The following is a 19,408-nucleotide window of genomic DNA, read 5'->3' on the forward strand; positions in this document are numbered from 1 at the left end:
AAACCGAATTTTTCGGCGGCGATAGTGCGGTGGGACCACCTGAACCCATGCCGAACTCAGAAGTGAAACGCCGTTACGCCGATGGTAGTGTGGGGAGTCCCCATGTGAGAGTAGGTCACCGCCGAGTATTTATTTTGTTAGTATATTAATTTTAGTATATTAACAAAATAAATTTTAGCAGCAATAGTGCGGTGGGACCACCTGAACCCATGCCGAACTCAGAAGTGAAACGCCGTTACGCCGATGGTAGTGTGGGGAGTCCCCATGTGAGAGTAGGTCACTGCTAAATATCAATTTTTCGGAGTGGTAGTTCAGCTGGTTAGAATACCTGCCTGTCACGCAGGGGGTCGCGGGTTCGAGTCCCGTCCATTCCGCCATTATATTCTAGGGGCGTAGTTCAATTGGTAGAGCACCGGTCTCCAAAACCGGGTGTTGGGAGTTCGAGCCTCTCCGCCCCTGCCATGTCTTTAATTAAGTACCAAAAATATTGCTATCGCTCATTATAAAATCACAGGAAAAATTACGCCGTGAAACGTGCGTATTCTGATTTTCTCTTAATTTAATGCCTGCATTTTCACTGTTTTTTTTCGTAAAAATCACCATACACAGCAACATACGATTTGTCATCAAATTTATAATCTACCCCATGTTGATACGATAAAAAGAGAAGAACCGCAAAAATCCTTTATTTCAAACACTTTTTCAAACATTTTATTGATGATGGAGAGGAAGGAACAAAAGCTGCTAAAAAATACAAAACAAGAAAGGAAAAAATATGGAAGAATATTCTCATTAGAAATAGTAGATAGCGATCTATTTTTATATATGCCACTATCTACTCAGGTCCTATATTTTCATCTATCAATGTGAATAGATGGAGATGGCTTTATTGATAATTTCAAAAAGATAATAAGAATAATTGAAGTAAACGAAGATAATTTAAAAGCACTAATAACTAAGAAGTTTATTTTAAGTTTTGAAAAAGGAATAATCGTCATAGCACATTGGAAATTAAATCAACTTTAAAACTAATAAGATCACAAGCCAAATTGATTATATCATAACTTAATATGATAAAATTATAAAGAACTAAATATCTATCACTACATTACATAAGATGCTTTTGGCACATATTGTCGATAGTTCATTAATGATAATTGAAAGTTATCTAAAGTTATCTTTTTAGATAAAGATATTATAAATATTGAAAAGAGTTTATTTTTTGAGTTATTAAAAATTATAGGAAAAATAAAATCAAATTTTATAGAATAGAAATTGCATTCAAAAAAATGTTCAATTATAAAGAATTTTTAGTGTGGTTTTGGGGCTACATCGATTTTTTCACTTTTGCTTGGGAACAGCGTAAGTTGGGTGAAGTAGGCTCGACATATACTGGATTGTCTGGAAAAACAAAGGGTGATTTTGGACATGGTAAAGGTAGATTTATAACATATATGAATGTTTTTTCTAATCCAATAGCTTCTTTATATATGATCGAGGCGGTAGAAATAGACAGTAAACAAAATGAAGTTAATTTTGGGGATGTTCTTTTTACTACATCTTCAGAAACTCCAGAGGAAGTAGGAATGTCTTCTGTATGGCTTAAAAATAGTGAGAATACTTACTTAAATAGCTTTTGTTTTGGATATAGACCAATTATAAAACTTGATTACCAGTATCTTGCATATATGTTTAGATCGACTTCAATGAGAAAAAAGATAACTTTTTTAGCTCAAGGAATTTCAAGATATAACATTTCTAAAAATAAGATGATGGAAATTGAAATGCCTTTGCCAGCTATCAGTGAACAAGAGCGAGTTGGAGCATATTTCCAAATCCTTAACAACCTTATCACCCTTCATCAGCGTAAGTTAGAAAAGCTAAAAAATATCAAAAAAGCTTGCCTTGAGAAGATGTTTGTTTAAGGGAATTTAGCAAAATTTAAAATAAGGAGGAAGTTTTATGGTTTTTAAGAAAGAGTCTGAATTTGAAGATGCTTTAATAAAGCTATTATCAGAAAAAGGTTGGGAAAAAGAAGTTTTAAATTATTATTCCGAGCAGGATTTGCTAAAAAACTGGGCGAATATTCTTTTTGAAAATAATAGGGGTATTGATAGACTTAACGACTTCCCTTTGACAGATACTGAAATGCAGCAAATTCTAGAGCAGATTAGGGCTTTAAAAACGCCTTTGAAACTAAATGGATTTATAAATGGTAAAAGCGTTTCAATTGTTAGAGATAATCCAGATGACAAAGCACATTTTGGTAAAGAAATAAGTCTAAAAATATACGATCGTAGGGAAATTGCAGCAGGACAAAGCAGATATCAAATAGCAAGACAACCAAAATTTCCGACAAAGTCTAAAATATTAAATGATAGACGAGGGGATTTAATCCTTCTTATAAATGGTATGCCTGTAATTCATATTGAACTAAAAAGAAGCGGGATACCAGTAAGCCAAGCTTTTCATCAAATTGAAAAATATGCTCACGAAGGTATTTTTACTGGATTATTTTCACTTGTACAAATTTTTGTTGCGATGGAACCGAATGAAGCCGTATATTTTGCTAATCCAGGTCCCGAAGGCAAATTTAATAAGGATTATTATTTCCATTGGGCGGATAGGAATAATGAACCAATTAATGAATGGGATAAGGTTGCATCCACCCTTCTTTCTATCCCTATGGCTCATCAGTTAATAGGTTTTTACACAGTTGCAGATGATACAGATGGCATTTTAAAAGTAATGAGAAGCTATCAGTATTTTGCAGCAAGTGCTATTTCAGATAAAGTTGCTAAAGCAAAATGGGAAGGAGAAAATCAACTAGGCGGATATATATGGCATACTACAGGCTCAGGAAAGACAATGACAAGTTTTAAGTCTGCTCAGCTTATTGCCAGTTCCAAAGATGCCGATAAAGTCATTTTTTTAATGGATAGAATAGAACTTGGCACCCAATCTCTTAAAGAATATCGTGGATTTGCTGATGAAAGCGAAGAAGTACAAGCCACAGAAAATACGCATATTCTTATTAGCAAGCTTAAAAGCACCAATCCTTCTGATACTCTTATTGTTACCTCTATTCAAAAAATGAGTAAAATAAAAGATGAAGAGGGCGGGCTTAATAGCCACGATATAGAACTAATGAAAAGAAAACGTATTGTTTTTATTGTTGATGAAGCTCATCGCTCTACATTTGGCGATATGCTTATTACGATTAAAAACACTTTCCAAAAGGCTATGTTCTTTGGCTTTACTGGTACGCCTATCCAAAATGAAAATCAGAAAAAGAAAAATACCACAACAACAGTTTTTGGTGATGAATTACACAGGTATAGCATAGCTGATGGTATAAGGGACAAAAATGTACTTGGTTTTAATCCATATAAAATTTTAACTTTTAAAGATAAAGATGTACGTAAAGTAGTAGCACTTGAAAAAGCAAAAGCAAAGACAGAAGATGAAGCAATTTCAGATCCAGCTAAGAGGGAAATATATTATAAATTTATTAATTCTAGTCAAACAAAAATGGTAGGGTATTTTGATGCCAAAGGCGACTACATTAAAGGTATAGAGGATTATATTCCTAATAGCCAGTATCGCACTGAGGAACATACTAAGACCGTTGTCAAAGATATAGCTGATAATTGGCTGACATTAAGTAGAAATAGTAAATTTCATGCTATATTTGCCACGAGCAGTATACCTGAAGCGATTAACTATTATCGCTTGATGAAACGAGAACTTCCTAAGCTTAAAATTACCGCACTTTTTGATCCAAATATTGATAATAATGAAGGCTTCCAGTTTAAGGAGGATGGGCTTGTAGAAATTATTGAGGACTATAATTTGCGTTATGGGCAGAATTTTTCAATTCCTACTTTCCAAAAAATGAAAAAAGACATTGCTTCACGTTTAGCACACAAAAAGCCTTATGAAAGAATTGAAAATGAAACTGATAAGCAAATTGATTTGCTTATTGTGGTTGATCAAATGCTAACAGGTTTTGACTCCAAGTGGATTAATACCTTATACATGGATAAGGTGATGCGATATGAAAATATTATTCAAGCATTTTCTCGTACAAACAGATTATTTGGACCAGACAAGCCTTTTGGAACAATTAGGTATTATAGAAGACCACATACTATGGAGCGTAATATAGAGGCGGCTGTAAAGCTTTACTCAGGAGATAAGCCTCTTGGACTATTTGCTAATCCTCTTATTCAAAATTTAAATAACATGAATCGTCTTTTTGAAATTATAGCGGATATTTTTAAAAATGCTGGAATTGCAGATTTTGAAAGATTGCCTTCAGATAAAGATGCATGTAAAAAATTTGCAAAAGAATTCAATGAGTTTAATGGTTTTTTAGAAGCTGCAAAAATACAAGGATTTAGGTGGGATGTATCTTCTTATAAGGATAACAAAACTGGAAGTTTTATTAATGTAATTATTGATGAAAAGACTTATTTAATTCTAGTTCTTCGTTATAAAGAATTGATGAGTCCAAGACCTGGGGCTGAACTCGATAATTTGCCATATGATTTGGTTGGCTATATTACAGAAATTGATACTGGATTAATTGATGCAGATTATATGAATTCTCGTTTTGATAAATACATTAAAATTTTAAATGAAGAAGGATCGAGTAAGGAAGATATTGAAAAGATTCAGAATGAGCTTCATAAAACATTTGCCACACTGACGCAAGAGGAACAGAAATATGCAAATATAATTTTGCATGAAATTCAAAGGGGCGATGTTAAGATTATTCCAGGAAAAACATTGCAAGACTATATCAATGACTATTTATTAAGTGCAAAGAATGATCAGATTTATCGGCTTTCCGTTTGTCTTGGGGTGGATGAAAATAAATTGAAATCAATTATGATTTCAAAACCTGTTGAAAGTAATTTGAATGAATTTGGTAGATATGATGAGTTAAAGAAGACTATAGATAGTGTAAAAGCAAAAGAATATTTTGAAAAGATTGAGGGAGGCAAAATAATCCCACCAAAAGTTATGATTAAGGCTGATAATTTGCTTCGTGATTTTATTTTAAGGGGAGGCTTTGACATTGAAATACAGGATATTAAATAAAAAAAGAGATAATTTTTTAAAGAGTTAGAATTATTATTTTAGTTCTTTTTAGTACAACTGGGGGAACAGAGTAAGTTAGGGTGAGTCTTAAAATATGAGCAACTACCATACTGTATTGTCGAAAATATAGAATACGATGATAAATATACAACTTTTGTTTTAACAGCAGAACAAAGCTTTATTTTAGGATTTACCAATGAAATTTTAGTATAAAAAAGCAGGTGTAGATAATCTAGTTATTATCTTTGATGATTTTACTACATCATCGCATTATATTGATTTTTCTTTCTAATTAATTTTATGATTAATGGTTTTTTATGATATAATAACTATGTAAATTATTATTCTCTCCTTTCTTTATAAAAACTATTCGTTTTTCAGAAAATTATTCATACAAATTTGATATAGGAAAATAAAATGACATTAATTGGTCCTTATATAAATTCGGCTGCAATTTTTTTAGGTGCAAGTATTGGAGCTATGATTGGTGGGCGTATTCCAGAAGCATTGCGTAATAATTTGATATTGATCTTTGGATTAAGTTCAATGGGAATGGGGGTGGTTATGATTTCTAAAGTATTTCAAATGCCCGTTATAGTGCTATCAGTATTAATAGGTACGATAATTGGTGAGATTTTTCGTTTAGAAAATAAATTAAATCGCTTAGCTATGTCAGCCAAAGGGCTTATTGAGAAACTAAGTAAACCAAAAACTAAAAAATCACTATCCCAAGAAGAATTTTTACTAAAGTTTGTAGCACTAGTAATTATGTTTTCTTTTAGTGGAACTGGAGTATTTGGAGCAATGAATGAAGGAATTGCAGGCGATACTAGTATTTTGGTTGTCAAATCATTGTTAGATTTTTTTACTGCAATTATTTTCTCTACTACTTTAGGAATATCAGTGGCTACTATTGTTATTCCACAACTTTCATTTCAACTTATCCTAGCTTATTCTGCTGTATTTATGAAACCTTATGTTGTACCTGAGATGCTTTCTGATTTTGCCGCTGTAGGGGGAATGTTAATGATTGCTACGGGATTTAGAATTTGTAATATCCAAATGTTCCGCTTAGGTAATATGCTCCCTGCTTTATTTTTAGCGATGCCAATCTCTGCTTTATGGCATTACTTATGGCAAATATTATCATGATATTAAAAATACTGAACAAAATTAGAGGGCTGATTCTAATAAAAGATAGAACATAGCCCTCAATTTGACAGTTGTATCAAACTTCAAAATTTCACAGTACAAAGCAAGTATATTACAAGCTTTTAACTAAATCTAATTTACATCTGTTCTCAATGAAACCATTAGTTGATCAATTTTGAAACTTTCTGTATCAATAATCTCAAATTTATATCGATCATACATAACAAAATCAGTTTTTTTAGGAATTTTACGCAACATGTAAATCATGAATCCGCCAATCGTTTCGTAATTTTCTGAATTTGGAAATTTTTCTATATCTAATACTCTCATCACGTCTTCTAGTGGTGTTGCACCATCGATTAGCCATGAACTTTCATCACGCTGAACTATTTGCTCTTCTTCATAAACTAGCTCACCCATGACGATACTCATTACATCATTAAGAGTAATAATACCTACTATTAAAGCGTATTCATTGACAATAACAGCAAAATCTTCCCCTGAAGATTTAAATAACTCTAATACTTCGTATAGAGACAGCGTATCAGGAATAAACAGCAATTTACGCAAAATTCGTTGGTCTGTTAATGATACTTCTTGTTCTTGTAAATATAAAGTAAGCAAAGAGTGAGACTCAACATAGCCTAGAATTTTATCTAATCCATTGTTGCAAATTAGCAATTTAGAATGCGGATTTGCTTTAATTATAGAAATAACTTTATCTCTAGTAAAAGTCCGTTCTAGGTATACAATATTTTCACGTTGAGTCATAGTAGAGGTAACAGTTCGCTCTTTCATATCGAAAATATTCTCAATCAGATAATGTTCTTGAGCTTTTAATATACCTACTTCAGCTCCCGCATCTACTACTGCTACAATATCTGCAGAAGTGAGATTATCTTCTCGTACAGCTTTTATATTGAATAGGCGAAAAATACCATTAGCAATAGAATCAAATATCCATACCAGCGGTTTGAGTACTATAGTGCTGATATACATGACTCGAACAGTGCGTAAAGTAACCTTTTCTGGATTGCTCATTGCTAAGCGTTTTGGAATAAGATCTCCGAATAAAATAAAAGCAGCAGTAACTATGGCAAATGAAGTCCAAGAACAGATGTGTTCGGCATGTTGAATGTGAAAATATTTTTCAACGACGTTTTGTAAATAAGGATTGACTAGACTCTCGCCAATCATACCACCTAAGATTGCAACCATATTTAAGCCAATTTGTACTACAGTGAAAAATCTACCTGGGCTTTGTTGCAACCTCAATACTAATTTTGCTCTCTCATTACCTTCATTCGCTAACTGTTGTAGCTTGATTTTTCTTGCTCCCGCTAAAGAAATTTCAGCACAAGAAACTACCGCACTAATTGAAATTAGAATAACTAAAATAACAATTGCTTCAAATAATACCATTCTTCTCTCCAAATTTTAAAATTAGAAATAAATTAATTAATTTGTTAAGAGTAAATATTAATTTTCGCTATCAAACCAACCACGTATAAATTGGATACAGAAAAAGAAAGTAAGTAGTAAAATGGCGTATAAAATATAAGATAAAATCGGTAATGATGGAGTATCATCTGAAGTTACTTCTGTAATAGAAGTAGCATTACGAAATTCATCAAATAATACTAAACGCCAACCATAATATTTCATTTGTACTAATTTATGTTCCACCGCAAAGCTTTGGGCTTTAGCTTGTAAATCAGCTGAACCAAATTTGAAGTAAAACGGAAATCCCCAACGAGTATCTTCATTACGATACACCATTACACCAGTGTCATCGGGTTTTTGTGTATAAATATAATACACATCCCTAGTTGGTCCATCCGCAGGATTCGATTTAGTAATAGGTCCATCTTTATCTACTCGTTTTACTTCTACACCTGTAACTCGTGTTATTTCGTAATGTGGCGTTACATAATGTACAAAGGCAAATAAAAAAAGATGAACTAAAAAAACTACCATAAAAAAGAAATATTTTAGATATTTTCGCATTGGTCATTCTCCCTTTTGCTTATTTTTAGTTATTGTACCTGAATTTTAAACAAATGTTCGAAATTTTCTGTTGTATATTGAGCCAACTCTGCAGGGGATACTTTTTTCAAAGTAGCCACATATTCACATACTTCGTGTACATAAGCTGGTTGATTTTGCTTGCCTCGATAAGGTACGGGCGCTAAGTAAGGACTATCTGTTTCAATTAGTAAACGATCCAATGGTATTTTTTTGACAACACTTCGTAGATCTTCTGCATTTTTAAAAGTAATAATACCAGAAATAGAAATATAAAATCCAAGGTCTAAAGCTTGTTTTGCCATTTCCCAATTTTCGGTAAAACAGTGTAAAACGCCACCGCACTTTTCTGCCTGATTTTCTTTTAGTAAACGGATAGTGTCTTCACGAGCAGATCGTGTATGTATAATTACTGGTTTACTTAATTGATTAGCTATTTGTATTTGTGTAGCAAAAATATGTTGTTGTTTAGTTTTATTTTCTCCACCGTAGTAATAATCTAGTCCCATTTCACCAATTGCGATTACTTTCGGATATGAAGCTAAATGTAATAAACGCTCACTATTAAAGGGTTCATCATCAATATCCAAAGGATGAACACCACAGGCTAGAGAGATTTCTTTAAATTGTGATAATTCGATGTAGCTCTTTTCAAAGCGACTTAAGGTCACACCAACAGCTAGCATATGTTTCACGTTACGCTGTTTGGCTTTTTCTACAACATCTGCAATATTTTTATGTAAATTTTCATAATCTAATGCATCTAAATGACAGTGACTGTCAATAATAAACATAATTATTCCTTTTTTATTAATTTTGTTCAAAGACATCCGTAATAAGGCGAGTGAGCCCTTCAAGTAAAATGAGTTCTTGATTTACGCCTTTAATTTCAGTTAGATCCAACCGCACTTTTTGCATAATTTCATAGGCTTTTAGTAAGTTAAGAGAAGTTTGCTTTTCTGAAAACTGTAGTACTCCATTTTGTAAATCAGTATTAGTTAAATTGATAGTTACACCTAGTTTAATTTTTAATCCATCTACTAAAAAACTGATTATCCAATCAAGTTGTTGAAAAATATTCTCTTTATTGAAATAAGGTAAAATTTCCAAAGGTGAACGACGAGTATAAAAAAGCCAAAAATAGCGTAAAAATATTTTTCGTTGCTCTAATAAATTCTGCTGTAACATATTTAATGTTGCTAACGGACGATTATAGTTTACTCGAAGTGCGGTAAGAATATCGTTAATTTCTGCATTTATTTGATTTTTAAGCCAATTTATTGAGTCTTCTACAGAGGGGGTTGCAATATGCCATTGTTGACAACGGCTATAAATAGTAGCAGGTAGAGTATTGCTGTCGTTCAATTGCAATAAAAAATAAGTATTAGCGGTAGGTTCTTCTAAAGTTTTTAGTAGAGCATTAGCGGCTGCTTCAGTTAGACAATCAGCACTTTTTACTAGAACCACTTTATTTCCTTGCTGATTTGCATAGAGTGTTATTTTGTCATTAATTTCACGGACTTGATCAATTCCAATGTCTTTATTCTCTAAGGGTTGTAAAATGTGGATGTCAGGGTGGTTTTGAGCTTGTTGTAAATGGCAGGAGTGACATTTACCACAGGGTTGATGTTTATTTGGATGTTGGCAAATCAAAAAATTAGCTACTGCTTGAACAAGTTGTTCTATACCTAAATCTGGTTCAGCTTTAAACAGCAAAGCATGATGACCATGCCCTTGTAGAAGTGCGGTAACAATTTGTTGATAATAGAGTAAAAGCCAAGGATATAAAGTTTGCATTCATTTTACCTGTTTAACAAAATTTTCAATTGCTTGTTCAACAGCTATTTGCACTTGATCAAATTCTTGGGTTGCATCAATAATAACAGCTTTAGGATTGTCTTTTACTAACTCTAAATAACGTTGCCGAGTACGATAGAAGAAATCTAATTTTTGTTGTTCTATACGATCTAGCTTGCCACGACCTTTTGCTCTCGCTAATCCTAAAGCAGGATCAATGTCTAGATATAAAGTAAAATCAGGTTCAAAATCACCTAGCGTTATTGTTCTTAACGTATTTATTAAGTTAGAATCAATTTGCCGTCCTCCACCCTGATAAGCTTGTGAAGACATATCGTGGCGATCACCAATTACCCATTTCCCTTCCGTCAGAGCTGGTTTAATCACATTTTCTACTAATTGAATACGTGCAGCATATAACATTAATAATTCTGCTTTGTCAGTGACAGGTTCTTCAGTTTCGTGTTTGATTAAATAACGTAATTTTTCCGCTAAAGGCGTTCCACCTGGTTCTCTAGTGAGTACAGGATCAGAAATTCCCAGCATGTTTAAAGTTTTTATTATTGTTTCTAGAGAAGTGCTTTTGCCTGCACCTTCTAAACCTTCCACAACAATGAATTTGCCTTTTTTCATTTTATTTTCCATTTTTTTGACTGCGATACCAACGTAAATAATCTTGTACCGCACGATTGTGTTCTGAGAGAGTCTGGCTGAATTTATGTCCGCCCGAGCCATCAGCAACAAAATATAAATAGTCAGTTTTTTCAGGATTTGCTACTGCGAAAATTGATTTTTCACTTGGCATTGCTATTGGAGTTGGGGGCAATCCATTAATTATATAAGTATTATAAGGTGTTGGCTCATTCAGATCTTTGCGACTGATATTGCCTTGGTAATTATCACCCATGCCATAAATAACTGTTGGATCGGTTTGTAATCGCATTTTCTTGTTTAACCGATTGATAAAGACTGATGCCACTTTACCTCGCTCGCTATCAAGTGCGGTCTCTTTTTCGACAATAGAAGCTAAAATTAACATTTCGTAAGGATTAGCTAGTGGTAAATTTTTATTCCGCTGTTCCCAAGCCTGCGATAGTGTTTTTTGCATGCGTTCAGATGCTCTTTTTAACAGTGTTAAATCTGTAGAATTTGCAGTGTAGCTATAAGTGTCAGGATAAAGTAAACCATCGAGATTTTTCCACAGATTAGCAGTTTTACCATAATGAGCCAGATTTAATAAATTAAAAATTTCTTGATCTGTTTTATCTTGTAAAGTTTGCTGTAAGTGCGGTGCATTTTGTAGCGTTTTTCGCCATGTTTTGAAAGTTTCTCCTTCAATAAAGCGGACGCTAAATTGTGCTTCTTTGCCCGAATTAAGCAAATTGAGTAAATCACCAACGGTTTTTACTTGATCTATACGATAAACGCCTGCTTTAATTTGATTTAAGTGCGGTTGAAATTTCAATAGCCACGGTAACAACGTTGCATTTTCTAAAATTTGCTGTTGTTCTAATAAATTTGCTAATTTTTTACCTGTGGTGCCACGTTCAAGATGTAATAATTGGTCATTTTTTGTCTTTATAGGCTGATCTGTGAATTGTAAGATATGATGATAGCCCCAAAACGCTCCAGCGGCAGAGAAAATTACAAGAACCAAAAATAGTACAATAATTTTTTTCATAAATTAACAATTTTTACTTTAAAAAACGCCAACGAGTTTACCACAGCCATTTAAAGCGGTAAAAGAAAATAAAGCACAGTGAGATTTTTCAAATATTCAGTATTGTATATTAGTTGCATGATAATGAAAATTTACATTCAAACTAACTATAAGCTAAATGTTTTTTTCTTATGCCCAAAAGCAATAATAGAACAACGTAAATAACAGCTGCAAAGCCAATTAACCAAGCCAACCAATGTATTCGAGCAAAAAAAGTCATATTATTCCATTGGGCTAATGTAGGATTGTAGTGCCAAACAACTAGCCCCATTATTAAAGCTGCAACTAAAATTTTGATAAAAAAGACCGCACTTTGACGACTGAAACAGTAAACGCCTGTTTTAGCCAATCCACGATAAAGTAAATAAGCATTTAACGTTGCTGACATTGCTGAAGCCATTGCTAATCCTACATAACTAAATGGAATAGCTAGCAAGTTAAATCCCATATTAGCAATCATTGCAATGATACCAATTTTTACAGGTGTTTTTGTATCTTGTCTTGCATAATAGCCGTTGGCTAAAATTTTAATCAACATAAAACTAAGCAGTCCAGCATTAAATGCCCATAAAGAATAGGTCGCAGCTTGTACATCAGAGAAAGTAAAGCTTCCTCGCATGAATAATACTAATAGCATTGGGCGAGCAAGAACAGCAATACCAACCATAGCTGGTATGCCGAGCAATAAAATCATTCGTATTCCCCAATCCATTGTATTGCTAAAATCCACCGCACTTTGTTTTACATTATCTGTTCGGTTTATATGATGACGAGCAAGGGTGGGTAAAATAACTGTAGAGATAGCAATACCAAATAAACCAAGTGGAAACTCAAGTAAGCGATCAGAATAATACAGCCAACTAATAGATCCAGTCATTAGAAAACTAGCAATGAAAGTATCTAATAACAAATTAATTTGACTAACAGATACCCCAAATAACGCTGGAATCATTAAATTGCGGATTTTTTTTACTCCCTCATCATTCCATGCCCATTTTGGTTTTGTAAGCAGTCCTGCCCGTTTTAAAAAGGGAATCTGAAATAAAAATTGTAGTAATCCGCCAATAAAAACACCAATAGCTAATGCTAAATCTGGACTTTGTAAATGTGGAGCCAATAAAAGTGCGGTGCAAATCATGGCAATATTCAATAGTACTGGTGAAAAAGACATCACACCGAATTTACCAATGGTATTTAATATAGCGCCTGATAATGCAACAAACGTGATGAACCATAAGTAAGGAAAAGTAATTTTCAACAGTAAAGAGGCTTGTTCAAATTTCACTCCATTTGGTGAATCATGAAGCCAGTCAACAAACCAACCAGTGCCAAATAATGCCACAACAACAGGAGAAAAAATCATAGCAGCTAAAGTCACTAAGCTCACTAAGCAACCTAATGTACCTGAGACTTTACCGACAAATTCACGAGTTTTATTCAAATCTCCTGTTTTTTGATATTCCGCAAGAACAGGTACAAAAGCTTGTGAAAAGGCACCTTCTGCAAAAAGTCGGCGTAAAAAATTAGGGATACGGTTAGCAAATAAAAAAACATCAGCTGCAACACCAGCTCCTAACAAGTGGGCTGTGATTATATCTCGCAGTAATCCTAAAATACGTGATAACAACGTCATTGTGCTAACAACAAGGCTGGATTTTAATAGTCGTTTACTCAAAATATTTACCGCTCTTTTAGAAAATTTGACTTAATTGTATAGAATTTTTGTTTTTTCGCTATATTCTCAAAGAAAAAACTGTTAAAATTCCGTCCACATCGTTAGGTGGGCAGATAAAGCAGGCTGCATTTTAGATAACGATGCTAGCTTTCGGTTGTGTCTCACCGAATCTTCAACTAAATTTTAATAATTGTTTATTGACAATTGTATAGAAAAAGGGCATATTCTAACCCTTTTATTTTATTTCATAATTAACATAATTTTTAGGAGTTTGACCTTGGCGAATATCAAGTCAGCTAAAAAACGTGCGGTTCAATCTGAAAAACGCCGTAAACACAATGCAAGCCAACGCTCTATGATGCGTACTTACATCAAAAAAGTTTATGCTGCAATCAGTACTGGTGAAAAAGAAACTGCACAAACTGCATTTGTGGAAATGCAAAAAGTGGTAGATCGTATGGCATCTAAAGGCTTAATTCATGCAAACAAAGCCGCTAACCACAAATCCAAATTATCAGCTCAAATTAAAAAACTAGCATAATTTGAATTATTTTATGAAATAAAACCGCACTTTGATGTGCGGTTTTTTATTGTTAAATTTATTTTCTGCTGAATGATCGTATTCAATTTAAAACAAAGGCATTATTGGATAATACGAGAGTCATTATCACAAAGAATAGGAGAAAGTAAGCTTTCTTGTTTAATACTTTATTTCAAGATAATGTACAACGCTAAGAACGCCAATAACGTCGTTCGTCCATTTCAAACTCACCGCTAAATCCCCAAAAAGTGAGTTTTTCACCTTGAATTTGTACAGTAACACCCAGTTTTTCGTCTTTGCTAGCATCAACTAATGATTTATCTTTCCAAGAAACTAAATAGGCCCCGTTAGGTTGTTTTTCGATGATAGCATTTGTTGCCTCGAACCCCGATTTACCTTTTAGACTAATTTCCATTACTCCACCTGTTTCTATATCAGCCCAAATTTCTAACTTTTCACCATGAAATTTGAGTGGATTTAACGCAAAATACATTGGTTTATCAGGGTAGCGAGCAATCAGACCAACAAATTTGTTTTTATTAGAATAGGCTAAACCTAAACCTGTTTCTCGCCAATGTCGATGTCTGCCACGACTTCCCATATAATAAATCCGATTATCACCTGCGGTCATTGCTGATGCAAATTGTGAAGCACTGTCAAATTCGCCTGCTAAAAATTTTTCTCGCCCTGCTCCAAATGGAATGAGTACATTATCCTCTGGAACGGCTCGATTCCATTCAGTTAAATTAGTACTCCAATAGAGTTGTAAGGTGTGAGTATCGAAATCTATTTCTCCTACATCGTCTTGTTTATATACCGAAGCAAAGCCAAAATAGATATCGTTGTATTCAAACACAGTCATTGAATAAACTTGATCTTCATAGCCATTACCTCGTAATACTTCTTCCATCGGTGACCAAGTCAAAAAATCTGTACTACGAGATTGAGCTATTACACGTAAATTATTCGCCCACAAACGGGTCGTTAAAATATACATCCCTGTACGACTATCTCGGAATACCGAGTTATGACAATCTGCCCCAAATTTAGTGTTGTTTTCAGCCCACTCAACGAGCGGGGAAAAATGTAATCCATCTTGTGAAAATGCTACTGCCAACTTTTTGCTTTTTTCTTTACGAGTAATTAATTTGAAACGATGATTTGGATTAGGATCGTTTGGTTCATACAATACTCCTGTACCTGCTACATCTAACATTAATAGATTATTGTCTCGGCTACCATCAAATTCTACAATTCCTAAGTTTGGTTTCTCCCATACAATACCATCTTGAGATCGTGCATATGCTAATGCGACTTTGCGTTCACCTTTGCTCGGATAAGGTGTGTCGGCACGAATTTCTCTTGGTGTGTGTTGAGTAGGATGTTTAGTAAACAGAGTGTAGTAACAATGGTATACACCCTGATTATCTAAAATTACATTAGGATAACCGTTATCAATACGAGGCTCCCAAGATTTTACTGGCTTTTCAAACAAACCATCAATAAACATTGGATTATGGTTATCTTTCACCGCTTTGTTGATTTTGAGTTTAATGTTTTTATTCACATTAGCCGCATAAATACCATGATCGAATGCAAAATAGTGTTTATAAGCTCGTTTTGGTGGGCGAATTTCTGTTATCGCACCTTTAATGGTGAATTTTTGTGCATTAGAAGTTTTAGGAATAGCCGCAAAAGCTGCAATACCACTGATACCAAGTAAGAGATTACGACGAGAGAGTTGAATAGACATAGTTAGCTCCTGATAAATGATCAATAGAACTTTGTTGAACGTTTTCGGCGACGATGGTAATTAACTGCGTTATTTAACTTTAATTTTTTTATTTTTGGTTTATATTCATTTTGCTTTCGGTGAGTTCTACGATAATGACTTAAAAAATAGTGTAATGAACTTGCTAGTAAAATTCCTGCTAGAAAGACAATAATTAATTCACCATATAGCTGATGAAAAATTTGATCAATTTTTGATTGAGTTGTTTGACCATATTTCATATCGAAAGTAACTCTCAAAAAACCTTCAATACCATTTGGTGAGTAAATTGGTTCAACAATTTGCTGAGTATTTAGTTCTGTTATTTCAGTTTCACCAGTTAAACCTAATTGATTGCGTAAAGTAGATGCATTAGAGCTACTCGCTAGTAACCCTCCATTATTCGCATAAATCGAGGCATCTACTACAAATTCCTCTTTAGAAAAATTATCTAACGTTTCAATTAATTTTTCTGTTTTTACATCATTTACTAATAACACTGAAAATAAATTTGCTTGCTGACGTACTAGTAAATGAGATAAGTTTGCGACTTGATTAACACTAGCTAACTGAGATCCACTTTTGAATTGTTGTACGCCAAACAAAATTACCATCATAATAGTTGCACAAAGCATCACAATGATGGATACCATGCTCACTTTAATCAATTTTTCTTTTACAATTTGCAACTTATTTCCCCAAATTTCGCTAAATAAGCTAGAATACAGAGATAATCATAATTTACAGGATTTTTTATGCAAGCACAAAATTCTAATTCGATTAGAAAAAAATATTCAAAATTTCCAGCTACGATTTTGCCAAATCGACCATCATCAGAAGGTAACATTTGCTTTATTTTATACGCTAATAAGTTGAGTTTAAATAAGCTGTTAGCATTTCAAGAAAAGTGCGGTGAAAATTTCAAACTTTTGGATTGCTGGCAACTATTCGAGAATCAGGTAGTGTTACTAAAAGGAAAATGGCTTACTGAATGGGTGGAGTATGCCCACCAACTAGAATTAGACATTGCAAAATTAGATTTTTCAGCAAGTTTAAAGAAAGGAGGTTTGCTGGTCATGGATATGGATTCCACAATAATTGAAATGGAATGCATTGATGAAATTGCTAAGCTTGCTGGCACGGGAGAGCTAGTCTCCGCTATAACTGATCGAGCGATGAAAGGAGAGTTAGATTTTGAGCAGAGTTTACGTCATCGAGTGTCTACTCTTAAAAATCAGCCTGAAAGTTTATTGCAACAAGTGCGTGAAAATTTGCCTCTAATGTCAGGGTTAAAAGAAACGGTTCAACATTTGCAACAGTACGGTTGGAAAATAGCTATTGCTTCAGGAGGTTTTACTTATTTTGCTGATTATTTAAAATCGTTATTAAATCTAGACTATGCAGTGTCTAATCAATTTGAAATCATTGATAGTATACTAACAGGAAATGTGCTAGGTGATGTTGTTGATGCGGCTTATAAAGCTCAAACATTGCTAAAACTGGCTGAACAATTTAATATTCCTATTGAACACACTGTTGCTATTGGTGATGGAGCAAATGATTTAACAATGATGAAAGTTGCAAATTTAGGCGTAGCTTTTCATGCTAAACCAAAAGTACAACAACAAGCTCAAGTTATGATAAACTTTGCTAACTTTACCGCGCTTTTATGTATTTTAAGTGCGAATGATAGAATAGCTAAAGAATAGGAGTAATTATGCCTTCATTTGATATTGTTTCTGAAATCACCTTGCACGAAGTTCGCAATGCAGTAGAAAACGCTAATCGTGAATTGACTAATCGTTGGGATTTTCGCAATGTGCAATCTTCGATTGAATTAAATGAAAAAAATGAAACCATTAAAGTTTCAAGTGAGTCTGATTTTCAGGTTGAACAACTAATCGATATTTTACGCAATGCCTGTATTAAACGCGGTATTGATTCTGCTTCGCTAGATATTCCAAATGAGTATGAACATAGCGGTAAAACATTCAGCAAGGAAATTAAGTTAAAGCAAGGTATTGAAACTGATATGGCGAAAAAAATTACTAAGCTAATAAAAGAATCTAAGCTGAAAGTTCAAACTCAAATTCAGGGTGAACAAGTGCGAGTAACAGGTAAATCAAGAGATGATTTACAAAGTGTAATTCAGTTAGTGAAAAACGCCGAACTCGGACAACCATTCCAATTTAATAACTTTAGAGATTAACTTTATAAATGATAAATGCCTTAAAAAGCACTGCACTTTTGTATTAAAGAGCGGTGCTTTTTAGTCAAAAATTATAAGAATAAATTTGCAAATAGTAGTCCAAAGGCTAAACTAAATGCCATGCTTAACAATCCAGGTAGCATGAAGCTGTGATTGAAGATGTATTTACCGATTCGTGTTGTACCAGTGGTGTCAAAATCGATAGAAGCGATAATTGGTCCATAGTTTGGAATAAAGAAATAACCATTTACAGCTACAAATACCCCAATCAAAATTGGAGCAGGAATGCCAAGAGCTACCCCCAATGGGAATAGTGTTGCTACTGTTGCACCTTGACTGTTCACCAATACTGAAAGTAAAAACAAAGCAAATGCAAATGCCCAAGGTGCTGTTTCAACTAACATTTTCACACTTTCTTTTACTTCAGTAATGTGAGCTTGCATTAGAGTATCACCTAACCATGCTATACCGAAAATCGCAATTACAGCTCGCATACCTGCATGGAATACAGATCCTTGTGTGATGGCGTTGCCATTCGGTTTACAAGTTAAAATAATTAATGCACCAATACTCAACATTACAATTTCAATAGTATGTGCCATTCCCATTGGCTTGCCATCAAACACTGGACGTAGGGATGGTATCGCACCTAGTACGACTACTAACAATGCACCGAGTAAAAATAATCCTACAGAAAGTTTTGCTGTTTTTGTAATTTGAATCTCATCAGGATTAGCATTTGCATGATTAGCTTTTACATAATCAGGATCTTCTAATAGACGTTGATAATTTGGATCATCTCGTAATTCTTTTCCCATTTTATTAACGAATACACAAGCTAGTGCAAGTCCTAATATAGTAGATGGAATAGTGACTATTAAAACATCACCTAAAGTGATTCCTTGTGGTTCTAGGTATGCAACAACAGCTACTACTGCCGCAGCAATTGGACTTGCAACAATAGCAAATTGTGAGGCTATAACAGCCATAGAGAGAGGTCTTTCAGGACGTATTCCATTATGGCGACTAACTTCGGCTATTACTGGCAAGACAGAATATGCAACATGACCAGTTCCAGCAAATACTGTAAAAATCCAAGTTACTGCAGGGGCGATAAAAGTGATATGTTTCGGATTTTTACGCAAAATCGCAGTTGCAATTTTGATCATATAATCTAACCCGCCTGCGGCTTGCATCGCAGCTGCTGCTGATACTACAGCCATGATCATAAACATTACATCGATGGGTAAACCTGCAGGTTTCAAGCCAAAACAGAAGGAAAGAATGGTTAGTCCAAGTCCTCCCATTACGCCTAATCCAATTCCACCGATTCTTGCCCCAATAAGAATACACACTAATACAATAGCGAATTCAATAAAAAACATAATTACTTCCTTTTTAATTAATAATAG

At 33.9% G+C, this 19,408-nt stretch carries 16 protein-coding genes, 2 tRNA genes and 2 rRNA genes; 10 read left to right on the forward strand and 10 right to left on the reverse strand.

Annotated elements, in window-relative coordinates; translation table 11 throughout:
• Positions 1–11 precede the first annotated feature (11 nt).
• From rrf (ACFQ02_RS08670) to ACFQ02_RS08700, 7 genes are all read left to right on the forward strand, one after another.
• A 5S ribosomal RNA gene (gene rrf, locus ACFQ02_RS08670) occupies positions 12–127 on the forward strand.
• 46 nt (positions 128–173) lie between these two features.
• A 5S ribosomal RNA gene (gene rrf, locus ACFQ02_RS08675) occupies positions 174–289 on the forward strand.
• 11 nt (positions 290–300) lie between these two features.
• Positions 301–377: transfer RNA gene (locus ACFQ02_RS08680), tRNA-Asp, on the forward strand.
• A gap of 9 nt (positions 378–386) precedes the next feature.
• Positions 387–462: transfer RNA gene (locus ACFQ02_RS08685), tRNA-Trp, on the forward strand.
• A gap of 851 nt (positions 463–1,313) precedes the next feature.
• Positions 1,314–1,925 carry a restriction endonuclease subunit S gene (locus ACFQ02_RS08690; protein WP_380821864.1) on the forward strand — a complete coding sequence of 204 codons (612 nt, stop codon included), beginning with the start codon at positions 1,314–1,316 and terminating at the stop codon, positions 1,923–1,925.
• A gap of 37 nt (positions 1,926–1,962) precedes the next feature.
• The gene (locus ACFQ02_RS08695) at positions 1,963–5,106 is read left to right on the forward strand and encodes a type I restriction endonuclease subunit R (protein ID WP_380821867.1); all 3,144 of its coding nucleotides are present in this window, start codon (positions 1,963–1,965) and stop codon (positions 5,104–5,106) included.
• 417 nt (positions 5,107–5,523) lie between these two features.
• Positions 5,524–6,258 (forward strand): DUF554 domain-containing protein, encoded by a 735-nt coding sequence (locus ACFQ02_RS08700; protein ID WP_380821870.1) that lies wholly within the window; start codon positions 5,524–5,526, stop codon positions 6,256–6,258.
• A 132-nt stretch (positions 6,259–6,390) separates the two neighbouring features.
• On the opposite strand, the gene ACFQ02_RS08705 is transcribed toward ACFQ02_RS08700, so the two are convergent.
• From ACFQ02_RS08705 to murJ, 7 genes are all read right to left on the reverse strand, one after another.
• Positions 6,391–7,680 (reverse strand): hemolysin family protein, encoded by a 1,290-nt coding sequence (locus tag ACFQ02_RS08705; RefSeq protein ID WP_380821872.1) that lies wholly within the window; start codon positions 7,678–7,680, stop codon positions 6,391–6,393.
• A gap of 57 nt (positions 7,681–7,737) precedes the next feature.
• A complete protein-coding gene (locus tag ACFQ02_RS08710; RefSeq protein WP_380821874.1) occupies positions 7,738–8,265 on the reverse strand; it encodes a DUF1523 family protein in 528 nt (175 codons plus the stop codon).
• Positions 8,266–8,294: 29 nt separating this feature from the next.
• Positions 8,295–9,077 carry a TatD family hydrolase gene (locus ACFQ02_RS08715; protein WP_380821877.1) on the reverse strand — a complete coding sequence of 261 codons (783 nt, stop codon included), beginning with the start codon at positions 9,075–9,077 and terminating at the stop codon, positions 8,295–8,297.
• A gap of 16 nt (positions 9,078–9,093) precedes the next feature.
• Positions 9,094–10,080 (reverse strand): DNA polymerase III subunit delta', encoded by a 987-nt coding sequence (locus ACFQ02_RS08720; protein ID WP_380821880.1) that lies wholly within the window; start codon positions 10,078–10,080, stop codon positions 9,094–9,096.
• On the reverse strand, positions 10,081–10,713 hold the full coding sequence (gene tmk, locus ACFQ02_RS08725; RefSeq protein ID WP_380821883.1) for a dTMP kinase: 633 nt from the start codon (positions 10,711–10,713) through the stop codon (positions 10,081–10,083).
• A 1-nt stretch (position 10,714) separates the two neighbouring features.
• On the reverse strand, positions 10,715–11,761 hold the full coding sequence (mltG, locus tag ACFQ02_RS08730; RefSeq protein ID WP_380821885.1) for an endolytic transglycosylase MltG: 1,047 nt from the start codon (positions 11,759–11,761) through the stop codon (positions 10,715–10,717).
• A gap of 142 nt (positions 11,762–11,903) precedes the next feature.
• Positions 11,904–13,475 carry a murein biosynthesis integral membrane protein MurJ gene (murJ, locus tag ACFQ02_RS08735; protein WP_380821888.1) on the reverse strand — a complete coding sequence of 524 codons (1,572 nt, stop codon included), beginning with the start codon at positions 13,473–13,475 and terminating at the stop codon, positions 11,904–11,906.
• A gap of 277 nt (positions 13,476–13,752) precedes the next feature.
• On the opposite strand from murJ, the gene rpsT reads away from it, so the two are divergent.
• Complete coding sequence (rpsT, locus tag ACFQ02_RS08740) at positions 13,753–14,016, forward strand: 30S ribosomal protein S20 (RefSeq protein ID WP_380821891.1); 264 nt, start codon at positions 13,753–13,755, stop codon at positions 14,014–14,016.
• Between the two features lie 190 nt (positions 14,017–14,206).
• On the opposite strand, the gene ACFQ02_RS08745 is transcribed toward rpsT, so the two are convergent.
• Positions 14,207–15,769, reverse strand: a complete 1,563-nt coding sequence (locus tag ACFQ02_RS08745; protein ID WP_380821894.1) for a hypothetical protein — start codon at positions 15,767–15,769, stop codon at positions 14,207–14,209.
• A gap of 20 nt (positions 15,770–15,789) precedes the next feature.
• Positions 15,790–16,476 (reverse strand): YtjB family periplasmic protein, encoded by a 687-nt coding sequence (locus ACFQ02_RS08750; RefSeq protein WP_380821897.1) that lies wholly within the window; start codon positions 16,474–16,476, stop codon positions 15,790–15,792.
• Between the two features lie 66 nt (positions 16,477–16,542).
• Between ACFQ02_RS08750 and serB the strand changes: the two genes are divergently transcribed.
• Complete coding sequence (gene serB, locus ACFQ02_RS08755; RefSeq protein WP_380821900.1) at positions 16,543–17,496, forward strand: phosphoserine phosphatase; 954 nt, start codon at positions 16,543–16,545, stop codon at positions 17,494–17,496.
• Between the two features lie 8 nt (positions 17,497–17,504).
• Entirely contained in the window at positions 17,505–17,996 is a 492-nt protein-coding gene (locus tag ACFQ02_RS08760) for a YajQ family cyclic di-GMP-binding protein (RefSeq protein WP_380821903.1), read from the forward strand.
• A 71-nt stretch (positions 17,997–18,067) separates the two neighbouring features.
• Here the strand turns inward: ACFQ02_RS08760 and ACFQ02_RS08765 are convergent, their stop codons facing one another.
• A complete protein-coding gene (locus tag ACFQ02_RS08765; protein ID WP_380821906.1) occupies positions 18,068–19,381 on the reverse strand; it encodes an anaerobic C4-dicarboxylate transporter in 1,314 nt (437 codons plus the stop codon).
• Between the last annotated feature and the right edge of the window lie 27 nt (positions 19,382–19,408).

Origin of the sequence: Seminibacterium arietis (genome assembly GCF_042675725.1) — a bacterium.
GTDB lineage: Bacteria > Pseudomonadota > Gammaproteobacteria > Enterobacterales > Pasteurellaceae > Seminibacterium > Seminibacterium arietis.